Raw genomic sequence first — 11,677 nt, 5'->3', positions numbered from 1 at the left:
ACCTCTCTTCTTGCCTAATGATGTGTTTTAATTCTTGGCATCATCGCAATCGAAAGTTGTCTCAATCGACTTGTCACTTTCTTGTGGCATCTATTTCTCTTAAACTTCTTATACTGTTCTGATTTTCAGGCATTTCTCATTAGTATCCGTCACTGATCCACTTGAACTTCATAGCGCACATTGTTCTCATCGTAGGCACGATTGGTTGCTTCATCATACTGAAATTTTAATTCCAACCCATGGGCTCGTAAAAATAAATATTTTCCATCGATGGAAAACGAAGCCCCATGTAAGGTCGTCTCGTAGATTTCAAAGGGATCATCTTTTAAGCGAAGATTCGCGGAAGCAAAATTTTTTTCAAAGTCTGCTTGGATCGTTTCATTTCTTTTTTTGAGTGCCGAACCACTCAACGTTTCATCACTGCTACTTTCTGTCATAGGCAAGTATTGTTTGACGATGGTCAATTCTTCTCCTTGCAGATCATAGACACCTTGGCTTTGCGGAAATTGACTGCTTTCTTCTTGAATCAGCATCAAGTCGACATTCTCGGCATTTGTGGAGCTGAGCTTGGTCGCAGTAGCTGTCGTAGGTTCGCTCGTTTTGATTGCTTGATTTTCTTGCCCACAGCTTGCGAGTAACAAGCTGCAAAAGAATGAGCATAAAACTAGACATACTTTCTTATTCATGTTACTGCCTCCACTATTTCCATAATTAAGGTTTTTTAAATTAATTACAGTATAACAGTGTATTTTTTTTACGGAGGTTTCTTAGAAAATTTTTCGGGATAGTTTTTTAAAAACGACCCTATTTTTAATCAAACTGCCGTTTTTTGCAGATTTTTTTAATCTCATTTTCTCTTTGGTTTCTTCCACCAGCGCAAGAAGAGCCATTTTACGCTCTCTTGCTTTTTCCTAAATAAAGAGCAAAACTGTGAATCTTTAAAAAGCTTTTTTTGTTTCCTTGAATACTTTAGGCTATACTAAAAGAAGAAACAGAGGAGGTTAAAATATGAAAATCATTGGCTTAGTCACCGGCCCTGTTCAAGAGAATTGTTACTTGGTTTGGCAAGATGGGCATTTATTAATCATTGATCCGGGAGCAGAGGCTGAACGAATCATTGCTGAAATCGAAAAAACAGAAGCAAAGCCTAGTGCAATCTTATTGACCCATACTCATTATGACCATATCGGTGCAGTGGATCACTTAAGAGACTATTACAGTATCCCCGTTTATGTCAGTCCATTAGAACAAGATTGGTTAGGAGATCCTCTAAAAAATCTTTCTGGTCGCCATCCTGACTTAGGCGGTATTACTGCACGTCCTGCAGAGCATGAATTGGCGTTAAAAGATTATCAAATTGACGGCATCTCTTTTCGCGTTGTGGCAACTCCGGGACATTCCATTGGGAGTGTCAGCTTTATTTTTGATGATTTTGTCGTTTCAGGAGATGCCCTTTTTAAAGGCAGTATTGGACGTACGGATCTACCAACTGGTAATTTGGAACAATTATTAACGAGTATCCAATCTGAGTTGTTTATTCTGCCCAACCAATTAACTGTTTATCCAGGGCATGGTGAGCCAACGACGATTGAAAACGAAAAACGGACAAATCCATTTTTTAGATAAATGTAAAAGGAGGAAACGATATGGCAAGAACAGAATTATATGTCGTGCGACACGGTAAGACAATGTTCAATACATTACAGCGCGTTCAGGGATGGTGTGATACTCCATTGACCCGCACAGGTGAACAAGGAATCCATTATCTTGGGCTTGGTCTCCGGGAGATCGATTTTGTGGAAGCAGTATCCAGTGATAGTGGTCGTGCTATCGAAACCATGCGCTTGATCTTGGGCGAGCATTTACGTGGGCCTCAGATTCCTTATCATATTGATAAACGAATCAGAGAATGGTGTTTTGGGTCTTTAGAAGGGGCTTATGATGCAGAAATGTGGGGCGTCATTCCTCGTGTGTTGGATTTCCCTGATTATGATAATATGATTGCTAGCCATGTCAGCTTTGAGGCTGTTGCCAATGCGATTCATCGTGCGGACACAGCGAATTGGGCCGAATCCTTTGATGAATTGACTGAACGGGTCAAAACCGGCTTTGAAGACATCGCGTATCGGGTTGAGAAAAAAGGCGGCGGCAATGCGTTAGTTGTGTCCCATGGTCTAACGATCGCCTTCTTGCTGCATTTGATCAATAACGAAAACAACGTGCGTATGGACATCGATAATGGTTCGGTTACCCGACTGATTTATGAAAATGGTGAATTCACAATTGCGGAAGTGGGCAACACTGAATATATCAAGAAAGGACTTGCCCTTTCACAAGATCTCCTCGCTTGATTTTCTTGCAATAATGAATCAACAAAAGTAAGAGTAGTTTTTTGCTGAAAAGATCCTCGGCTTGACGATTTTTTCAGCAAGAAAAACTGCTCTTTTTTTAGGAAGTGTTTGGTATTTTTTCCTAGAACAGGTATACTATGTAATGTATTTCACCATACAAGAAAGGACTGAACAAATGTTTTTTGCGAATTTTATTAAAGCCATCCTTTTCGGAATCATTGAAGGCATTACCGAATGGCTTCCCATCAGTAGTACCGGTCACTTGATCCTTGCTGATGAATTTATTGGGTTGAAAGTAAGCCCGGAATTTATGGCGATGTTCAACGTCGTGATCCAGTTAGGAGCGATTCTGGCGGTTGTTTACCTCTATTTCCATAAATTAAACCCATTTTCACCCACCAAAAATGCATTGGAAAAGAGAGACACTTGGACACTCTGGTCGAAAGTGATCATTGCTGTCTTACCATCTGTCATCATTGGTTTGCCACTGGACGATTGGTTAGACGCTCACTTCTATAATTTCCTCTCTGTTTCGATCGTTCTGATCATCTACGGGATCGGCTTCATCGTCGTTGAGAAAAGAAACAAAAACAAAGAACCAAAATGTACCGATTTGAACAAGTTCACTTATAAAGCAGCACTAATTGTCGGGATGTTTCAAGTATTAGCATTGATTCCCGGAACATCACGCTCTGGCGCTACGATTCTTGGAGGAATCATGATTGGTGCCTCCCGCTTTGTCGCAACAGAATTTTCATTCTTCTTAGGTATCCCTACCATGTTCGGTGCAAGTGCCTTAAAAATATTTAAATTTCTGAAAGATGGAAATGCTTTTGACTTGCAAGGAACAGTTATCTTATTAACTGGAACGATCGTTTCCTTTATCGTTTCCGTGTTAGCCATCCGCTTCTTGATGAATTATATCAAACGAAACGATTTCACTTTCTTTGGTTGGTATCGTATCGTACTTGGTGCGGTTTTGATCGTTTACTGGTTAGTATCTTTATAATAAAAACACTGCGATGTCCTTTTGGACATCGCAGTGTTTTTAGCTAAATTAGGTATTTTTGATGACCATGCCGTCAATAATATCGACAGCACCTTCTGTGTCGTTGATGATTGTTTCAAAGCGGTCATAAATGTCTTTCCATTTAATGATTTCTAAGACATCTTTTTCATCGGTGAAAAGGACCTTTTTCAATTTAGAGTACAAAAGGTCCGCTTCAGACTCGATACGATTGACATCATTGATCATTTGACGTAGCGTCTTTGAATTTTTGAATTTAGGAAACTCTTTTAATGCCGTCTGCACACCTTGTGTGGCCTGTTCGATCATGACAGCGAAATCAGCTGTTTCCGGACGTAATGACTTGATCACAAGATTTTCAAATAAATAAGTCAAGCCCATGATGCCATCTAAAATATCGTCCAAGCGTTCAGAAATAATCAAAATATCTTCTCGATCGATCGGTGTGATAAAAGAATCATATAATTCATTGGTCAATTCTGCGATCACTTGATCTCCTTCTTTTTCTAATGCGTGAATTTCTGCTGCTGCTTCAGTTAACGCTGCTTCTGAATAATCATTTATCAGAACTGAAAAACGTTTTGCCGCTAAATGACCATTGGTTGCCAGCTGCTCCATCGCTGCAAAATAATCAAAACTTTTTTTTCGTGCCATTCTTCTCTCTCCTTACAAAATCACAAGTAATACTTTTACCATTACATAGGCAATCAAGCCACAGCCTGGGAAAGTCAAGATCCAAGCATAAATCATTTCTTTCACGATGCGCCAGTCAACGCTGGAAAAGCGACGTGATGCGCCAACACCCATGATGGCAGTTGTTTTTGTATGTGTCGTCGAAACGGGAATCCCAAACACGGAAGATAAGAACAAGCAGATTGCCGCTGTTAAGTCAGCCGAAAAACCTTGATATTTATCCAGTTTGACCATGTCCATGCCGACAGATTTAATGATTTTCATCCCACCGACAGAGGTTCCGATTCCCATAGTAAGAGAACATAACGCCATTACCCACAAAGGGATCGTAAAGCCGTTGCCGCTTTTTTCTACAAGGTTATTGTAGTAAAGACCTAGCATAAAGACCCCCATAAACTTTTGACCGTCTTGTGCGCCATGCAAAAAAGCGTTTGCTCCAGCTGCGACCGCTTGCCCGATCGTAAAAACTTTATTTGCTTTACGACGAGAAGTTCCCCGGAAGAGCCAAACGATCAATTTGGTGATGATAAACCCACCAATGAACCCCATCAATGTTGAGACCACCAGCCCTATCAGTACTTTGACCCATTCTTGTCCGTTTACTGCATGTAATCCGCCCAGTGCCATTGCTGCTCCTGTAAGTCCAGCAATCAATGCATGGGATTCACTGGTTGGAATACCGAAGTACCAAGCCGCAACCGTCCAGACGACGATTGAAAAAAGTGCAGCAGCTAAAGCGATTTGTGCAACATGAAAGCCGCCAGCAGTATCAAAGCTGACAATGTTACTGATGGTTTCAGCAACTTGCGCATTGAAATACGTCATCACTAAGACCCCAAGGAAATTCATCACTACCGCCATTCCAATAGCGACATTTGGACGTAGGACCCTCGTAGAGACTGCGGTGGCAATTGCATTTGGAGCATCCGTCCACCCATTGACGAAAATAACGCCTAACGAGAGCACGATGGTTATAACTAAAGCCATATTCACATTTATACACCTCATTTAAAAATTCCGAAGTAATCATAGCATAGAAAGTGAACAAAGTGTAAACTTTTTGTAAGTATTCATTAAAAAATATGTAAAGGATTAAAATAATAATATAGAACAAGAAAAAATAGCTGGCAAAAGCACCTTTTTTTGTGTTAAGTAAAATTTCTTTACAACTTTTATTGCAAATGAAACTTGCATTAGGTATAATGACTAGTGTTGATTTATACGTTTCAAACGTATAAGAACTTATTTTTGGAGGTGAAATACATGCCAAACATTGAATCTGCAATCAAACGTGTTCGCACAAGCGAAGCGGCTAATGCTAAGAATTCATCTCAAGTAAGCACAATGCGCACAGCAATCAAAAAATTTGATCTAGCTGTTGAAGCTGGTGCTGATAACGTAGATGCGTTATATAAAGATGCTGTTAAAGCAATCGATATGGCTGAGACTAAAGGATTGATCCACAAGAACAAAGCTAGTCGTGACAAATCTCGTTTAAGTAAAAAAATTGCGAAATAAGCAAATTAAAGCCGAAGCAATCAAATGATTGCTTCGGCTTTCTTTTACCCTTGTCTTTTACCATGCTTTAAAACGAACAATTGAAACAGAAATTCTTTATCGATTTGACCACTTTTCACCAAATAATCATTCTCAATCAATTCATGATAAAGGGCTGCTAATTGCTTTTCATTGAACTTTCTTGCCTGCTGCATCGCTAACTTGACCCGATAGGGATGGATTTTTAGTGTCTCAGCAATATTTGCCTGTTGATAGCCGACCTTCATCAGAATCGACGCTTGTAAAAGCAAGCGTACTTGTCCAATCAAAATTGCATTGATTTTAATGGTCTCTTCCCCTTGTAACAACAAGTCATCATACAACCGCCAGGCATCCGCTACTTTTCCTTGTAACACATCATTAGTCAATTCAAAAACATTGTGTTCTAAGGTTTTAGGAATCAATTGCTGAACGATTTCTTTTGTGATCTTCGCATCTTTTCCTGCATACAAGCGTAATTTTTGCAACTCCTGCATCGCTTTTGATAAATGGAGATCAGTCAACCGCAGGAACAGTTCAAAAGCTTCTCTAGTCATTTCAATACCATCGTTTGTCAATGTCTGTTGCAAGTACCGACGAACATCCGCTTCTTTCATTGGTGCCACATCGATGATGATCCCTGCTTTTTTCAACTGCTTCGTGATTTTCTTTCGTTCATCCAGCTTATCATATTCGGCAAAAATCACCAAAACAGCCGTGTCCATTGGATTTTTTAAATACAGCAAAAAATCATCAAGGTCATGTTCTGGAACATTGGCTTTTTTTTCTGCTGTTAGAAAAAAAGGCCGCTCCACAAAGATCAATCGCCGATCACCGAAAAACGGCAACGATTGCGCTTCTTGAATCACCAAATCCAAAGGCTCTCTTTCCATATCAAAAGAAGCAAAATTCAAGTCATCTTTTGAAACTTCAAAACGCGTTAAAAATGCTTGACGTACTTGTTCTTGTAAAAATTTTTCTGTGCCTGTCACTAAATAGATAGGTTGCAGAGATTTCGTTCGAATCTCTTGCAACGCTTTTTGCAGTTCCATAGATTCCCCCGCTTTCTTTTCCATCCTATCATCATTCTAATCGATAGTCTAGCCATGTTTCTAGCTGTTGGACACGATGCCAATTTGACCAGCTGAAGCGGATCATCCCCTGCTGATCTGTTCTCAAGATGCTTCTTCCTTCCATCACTTCCAAAACTTCAGAATGTGGATGTCCATAGCGATTGTCTTTGCCACAAGAGATGATGCCGATTTTGGGTGAAAGGCTCTCGATAAAACGAGCAGAAGTCGAGGTACGACTGCCATGATGCCCTAGCTTTACCACTTCTGCCTGGAGATGAGGGTACAGTTGAATCAACTTTTCTTCCCCTTTTTGATCTAAATCACCGGTAAATAAAAAGCGCCACTTCTCAATTTCAGCCTTCAAAACTAAAGAATCTTCATTTTCACCTTGTCCAGACTCAGGAGCTAAAACAGTGATAGCAAGGTCGCGACCAATGGTTTCACCCACTTTTGTCCAGTGAACAGTTCCTTGCGGAAGCTGCTTGATTAACGCGGCAATCTGAGGATGGTGTTCACTTCCAGGAACTAGGTATATTTTTTTGATAGGGATTGCTGTCATTAATGCCAATGCATCACCTAGATGGTCCGTGTCTCCATGAGTCAAAAAAAGCCCATCGATTTGCCTGACTCCCTCGCCTTTTAAAAATGGAATCAATGAGGCGTGTGCATTTTCTTGATACGCGCGTTGCTGCCACGCCTCTTTAGGAAAAGATAAACTGCCGCCGGTATCAATCACATACACTTCCCGGTTAAAGGCTGTTTGTAAGACAATACTATCACCTTGCCCAACATCGACAAATGTAACGGCAGCAGGGACAAAAAGACGCTGTAAAAGTAGCGGTAAAAACAAACTGACTAAGAAACAAAAAAAGAACTGATGCCGCTGATAAAAAAATAAACCAAGAAGACTACAGAAAATAGCAAGTTCTAAGGGAATCCTTCCAGTCGTGAGGGCAAATCTTCCAAGAAAAAAGACGATTTCCTCTATTCCATGAAAAAGTGTTTCACTCCAACTATCCAGATAGGGTATTTTTGGTATCAAAAGACTTACGGCAAAAAGAGCAAAACAGCTAGGTAAGATAAAACGTTGAAACAACGGAAGCAAAAGAAGAGTAAAAATCCCACCCAACAAAGGAAATTCATAGAATAAGTGCATCAGCAGCGGCGCTGCCAATAACGGCAAAAACTGAGAACGGATCACTGAGGAAACCTGTACGTTTCTTTGCATGAGCAATAAAAAAGTCATCAAAAAACATAGCTGCCCGGACGTTTGCAGAAAAACTTTTGGGTCGATCATAAGTGTTAGAAAAAGCACGATACCGTAACGATCACAGGCTGAAAGGTGACAGGAAAACAGTCGCAAAAGAACGGTCATCCCATAAGCGAGAACAGCTCGAATCACGCTGATAGAACCACCAAATAAAATGGCGGCTATCAGGATAATTGGCAAAAGAGGAAGCAGCATCTCCTCTCTGGTGAGCTTTCCTCGTCTCAGACCTCGTTCTAACCAGTAGAAAAAGAAAGACACATGCAGTCCGGACACAGTAAAAAAGTGCAGCAAGCCACTGCTACTGAATAATTGACGGATCTCTTGAAACTCATGATCTTTATACCCAAATAACAATGCGTTTATATAAGATGCCAACTTCTCAGGGAAAAACTGCTTCACGTGAGTCACTGCAGCTGCTCGCCACCTGTGGATCGAAGAAATCCCAGCAGTTTGTTTGCTTGCGAGAATCTCAGTAATCGTCAATGTGCCTAAGAAGTTCCTGCTAGCCAAATAAAATGAGTAATCAAAGGCATGTTTGTTTCGGATTGGCTCTGCTATCTTGAAATTTCCATGTACTCTTAGTGATTTCTGCCAATTTTGTCGGCTGAGCCATTGGTCTTTTTCGGAAAGAGAAGAAACTTGGTAACGCCCCATCACTTTACCTTCAGGCAGTTTCCCTTCAAATGTCACTAAATCACCATTGACTTTGATTGTATCAGGATAGATAAGAACCTCAGCAGTTAACGATCCTTCTTCCAACTGAGGATTTTGAAAACTGACCATACGTCCCCCTATCAATACACTGCCAAGACAACAAAGTGCCAATAAAGCAACTTGTTTTTTTATCAGTAGTCCCAGAAGAAGATAACTTGCGATAATAAATAAAAGAACAGATTTCAAATACAAACCTGTTACCCAGCAACCAATGATCACTCCAACAAAAAGGAAATGGTCACGGCATGTTTGTATGTGTAGCCCCATTCAAGGCACCAAAAGATAATTTTTCAAAATATGCTGGATCAAGTTCAACTTGGTGGACGGTAGCACCAACTTGTTGAATCAAATCTAGAGCATATTGATTATTGCGGTAGTCATTCAGATAATGAATTTTCTTGACGCCTGCCTGCAAAATCGCCTTCGTACAAGGCAAACATGGAAAGTGTGTCACATAAATCTCGGCATTGTCGGTTGAAACACCTAGCTTGGCGCATTGCAGTAATGCGTTCATTTCTGCATGGATCGTGCGGATACAATGTCCGTCAACCACATAGCAGCCTTCATCAATACAATGAACGTCTCCACTAACTGAGCCATTGTAGCCGCCGGCAATAATCCGTCGGTCCTTGACTAGTGTCGCCCCCACCTCTAACCGAGAGCATGTACTTCTAAGAGAAAGTAAAACAGCTTGAGCCATAAAATACTGATCCCAAGGGATTCGTTTATTTCCTTCTATCGATCGGTTTTGAGAATTAACCCATTGATTCTTTTTATTCAGATCGCTTGTCATCTGCGTACCTCCTTTTTCTATTTTTCCGATTGCGAAATAATAGTACACAATTTTTTATAATATACTATACCCCCACTGATTAATCTAGGGGCTGATGAATTTTAGTGTCTTTTTCTCCATTCACTTCTGCTTGTTTTTCCTACTGCTACCGTCAGTCAAACAGTTCTCAAAATGACTCCATTACCTGCTGGGTATTATTTTTGATTAAGGGACTGGGAATAAAACTGCTTGTTATTTTCTTTGATGCTACTAATATTTGATGCTACTAATGGATGGAACGAAAGATCCTCACTTTACTCTTCCCAGGTATAATAGTTTTTTCGCCTTTTCTCTCTTTCTTCTTCCGATTCCTCCCTTTCATTGAAACACTTGCCTAACGCAAATTTTTCTTAAAACCTTTGTAGCAACACCATCTGCCTATTTCTAGTTTTTCAGGGGTACATAAAATAATACGCCTTTCGAGTGCTCTTGCTTTTTTTTAACAGCAAAATACACGCTTCTTTTTTATTTCCAGCTTTTTTTCTTTTTCACTTTTGTTTTCAGAAAAAACTTGGAAATTTTCTTACCCAAAAAGTTTTATACTTCGTTTTGTAAGAAAAGAGGTGGACACACAATGAACAGAAGTATACATCAGCTTTCTCCTCCGAGATAACAGCGCCAAAAAGATATTAGACTTAGAAAGAAGCGATTTGATGAACGAGAAAAAATTATCTTTATTTGGTTTTTTCGCACTAACAGCCTCGATGGTCCTGACTGTGTACGAGTACCCAACTTTTGCCACGTCACAACTTCATTTGGTTTTCTTCTTATTATTAGGAGGTATCCTCTGGTTTTTGCCTGTTGCACTCTGCGCGGCAGAAATGTCGACGGTAAAAGGCTGGCAGAACGGTGGGATATTTAGTTGGGTTAGTGAAACATTAGGCGAACGGTTTGGCTTTGCAGCGATCTTCTTTCAGTGGTTTCAGATTACTGTCGGGTTTGTTACGATGATTTACTTCATCTTAGGAGCACTTTCTTATGTGCTGAATTTTCCCGCCCTCAACAATGATCCATTGATGAAGTACATCGGTTTGCTGATTATTTTTTGGCTCTTAACGTTTTCTCAGTTAGGTGGAACCAAAAGAACAGCAAAAATTGCAAAAGCAGGATTTGTTATCGGGATCGTCATTCCCTCTATCCTCTTATTTGTGCTAGCAGCAGCTTATTTCATCGGTGGAAATCCTATTCAAATACCCCTGAGTGAAAAGGCATTTATCCCTGACTTTTCAAAAGTTTCTACTCTCGTGGTATTTGTTTCTTTTATTTTGGCTTATATGGGTGTGGAGGCCTCTGCTTCCCACATTAATGAACTAAAAAATCCGCAAAAAAATTATCCACTAGCAATGATTTTGCTAGTCATTCTTGCCATTGCATTAGACGCTATTGGCGGCTTCTCTGTTGCTGCGGTCATTCCGCAAAAAGAATTATCTCTCAGTGCCGGAGTGATTCAAACCTTTGAATCGTTGTTGCTTCACTTCAATCCGCATCTTGGTTGGCTAGTGAAGTTAATCGCACTAATGATTGCCTTTGGTGTCATGGGTGAGGTCAGCTCATGGGTCGTTGGCCCATCAAGAGGTATGTTTGCAGCGGCACAACGAGGATTACTGCCGACTTTTTTGCGAAAGCACAATAAACATGGCGTCCCTGTTCCGCTAATCATGATTCAAGGAATCATCGTTTCAATATGGGGTGCTGTTCTAACGTTTGGCGGCGGTGGAAACAACTTATCTTTCTTGGTAGCTATTTCGCTGACAGTAGTGATTTATTTGATTGGTTATTTGCTGTTTTTCTTGGGCTATTTTGTTCTGCTTTTTAAGAAAAAAGATCTTCCTCGTACCTATAATGTTCCAGGAAAAACAATCGGAAAAACAATAATCGCAGGATTAGGGCTCATCATGTCGCTGCTCGCATTATTCGTTTCGTTCTTCCCACCTTCTTCGATTCCTGCCAGTGAAGACAGAACTTACCAAGTCATCTTGTTGATTAGTTTCATCGTTACTTTATTGTTACCATTCATTCTCTATGAACTTCATGACAAACGTGGCAAAGAAGCTCAAATCGACGAACCGGTTCATATGAAAACAGGAGATGTGAACCCTGCCACTTATCCAAGCGCTCGAGGAGAACACCACATCGTTCAAAACGAGAAGTATACAATCAAACATTAACCGTATTTTTTAT

Annotated in this window: 11 protein-coding genes; 5 read left to right on the top strand and 6 right to left on the bottom strand. The window is 40.3% G+C overall.

The features are described from left to right. Positions 1-149: 149 nt before the first annotated feature. Positions 150-686, bottom strand: coding sequence for a hypothetical protein (locus EGX73_RS12435; protein WP_003127290.1), 537 nt, complete (start codon positions 684-686; stop codon positions 150-152). A gap of 322 nt (positions 687-1,008) precedes the next feature. Here EGX73_RS12435 and EGX73_RS12430 point away from each other — a divergent pair, with 322 nt between their 5' ends. The 3 genes from EGX73_RS12430 (at position 1,009) to EGX73_RS12420 (ending at position 3,360) form a co-directional block, all read left to right on the top strand. Continuing rightward, on the top strand, positions 1,009-1,626 hold the full coding sequence (locus EGX73_RS12430) for an MBL fold metallo-hydrolase (RefSeq protein WP_003127289.1): 618 nt from the start codon (positions 1,009-1,011) through the stop codon (positions 1,624-1,626). 20 nt (positions 1,627-1,646) lie between these two features. Beyond that, complete coding sequence (locus tag EGX73_RS12425; protein WP_005472589.1) at positions 1,647-2,351, top strand: histidine phosphatase family protein; 705 nt, start codon at positions 1,647-1,649, stop codon at positions 2,349-2,351. Between the two features lie 175 nt (positions 2,352-2,526). Continuing rightward, positions 2,527-3,360: an undecaprenyl-diphosphate phosphatase gene (locus EGX73_RS12420; protein WP_005472587.1), complete on the top strand. Its 834-nt coding sequence runs from the start codon at positions 2,527-2,529 to the stop codon at positions 3,358-3,360. Positions 3,361-3,408: 48 nt separating this feature from the next. Here EGX73_RS12420 and EGX73_RS12415 read toward each other — a convergent pair whose 3' ends face one another. Further along, the gene (locus tag EGX73_RS12415; RefSeq protein WP_123866979.1) at positions 3,409-4,032 is read right to left on the bottom strand and encodes a DUF47 domain-containing protein; all 624 of its coding nucleotides are present in this window, start codon (positions 4,030-4,032) and stop codon (positions 3,409-3,411) included. Positions 4,033-4,044: 12 nt separating this feature from the next. Further along, positions 4,045-5,058, bottom strand: a complete 1,014-nt coding sequence (locus EGX73_RS12410) for an inorganic phosphate transporter (protein WP_086269307.1) — start codon at positions 5,056-5,058, stop codon at positions 4,045-4,047. A 276-nt stretch (positions 5,059-5,334) separates the two neighbouring features. Between EGX73_RS12410 and rpsT the strand changes: the two genes are divergently transcribed. Next, complete coding sequence (gene rpsT / locus EGX73_RS12405; RefSeq protein WP_003127283.1) at positions 5,335-5,589, top strand: 30S ribosomal protein S20; 255 nt, start codon at positions 5,335-5,337, stop codon at positions 5,587-5,589. Between the two features lie 44 nt (positions 5,590-5,633). Here the strand turns inward: rpsT and holA are convergent, their stop codons facing one another. Genes holA through EGX73_RS12390 form a run of 3 tightly spaced genes read right to left on the bottom strand, consistent with a single transcriptional unit; the run spans position 5,634 to position 9,364 of the window. Continuing rightward, a complete protein-coding gene (holA, locus tag EGX73_RS12400) occupies positions 5,634-6,659 on the bottom strand; it encodes a DNA polymerase III subunit delta (protein WP_123867084.1) in 1,026 nt (341 codons plus the stop codon). Between the two features lie 31 nt (positions 6,660-6,690). Beyond that, positions 6,691-8,931, bottom strand: coding sequence for a DNA internalization-related competence protein ComEC/Rec2 (locus tag EGX73_RS12395; RefSeq protein ID WP_123866978.1), 2,241 nt, complete (start codon positions 8,929-8,931; stop codon positions 6,691-6,693). Beyond that, positions 8,903-9,364, bottom strand: coding sequence for a ComE operon protein 2 (locus EGX73_RS12390; protein WP_042620404.1), 462 nt, complete (start codon positions 9,362-9,364; stop codon positions 8,903-8,905). Before EGX73_RS12390 ends, EGX73_RS12395 begins: the two co-directional genes overlap by 29 nt. Before the next feature lie 785 nt (positions 9,365-10,149). Here EGX73_RS12390 and gadC point away from each other — a divergent pair. Then, positions 10,150-11,664: a glutamate:gamma-aminobutyrate antiporter gene (gadC, locus tag EGX73_RS12385; protein WP_005472579.1), complete on the top strand. Its 1,515-nt coding sequence runs from the start codon at positions 10,150-10,152 to the stop codon at positions 11,662-11,664. Positions 11,665-11,677 lie beyond the last annotated feature (13 nt).

This window comes from Enterococcus sp. FDAARGOS_553, assembly GCF_003812305.1.
GTDB lineage: Bacteria > Bacillota > Bacilli > Lactobacillales > Enterococcaceae > Enterococcus_D > Enterococcus_D gallinarum.
Note: the sequence above shows the minus strand (reverse complement) of the source record. Positions and strands in the feature narration are given on the sequence as shown.